The 364-nt window shown below is 61.3% G+C and carries 1 pseudogene; it reads left to right on the forward strand.

Annotation, left to right across the window (positions count from 1 at the left end):
- Positions 1-364 (forward strand): annotated as a pseudogene (secA, locus tag AC0L3B_RS38665) (preprotein translocase subunit SecA); the annotation flags it as partial.

Consider the following 364-nt stretch of genomic DNA (forward strand, 5'->3'; position numbering starts at 1 on the left):
GGCAACCCTGGGTGTTTACCTCAACGCACTGTCCGGCAAGGGCGTGCACGTGGTGACGGTGAACGACTACCTGGCTCGCCGGGACGCCAACTGGATGCGCCCGCTGTATGAATTCCTCGGCCTGACCGTCGGCGTGGTGACCCCGTTCCAGCCGCCGGAAGAGAAGCGCGCTGCCTACGCGGCCGACATCACCTACGGCACCAACAACGAATTCGGTTTCGACTACCTGCGCGACAACATGGCGTTCAGCATGGAAGAAAAATTCCAGCGCGAACTCAACTTTGCCGTGATCGACGAAGTCGACTCCATCCTGATCGACGAAGCCCGTACCCCGCTGATCATCTCCGGCCAGGCCGAAGACAGC

The sequence above is a fragment of the Bradyrhizobium sp. Kon56 genome, assembly GCF_055807635.1.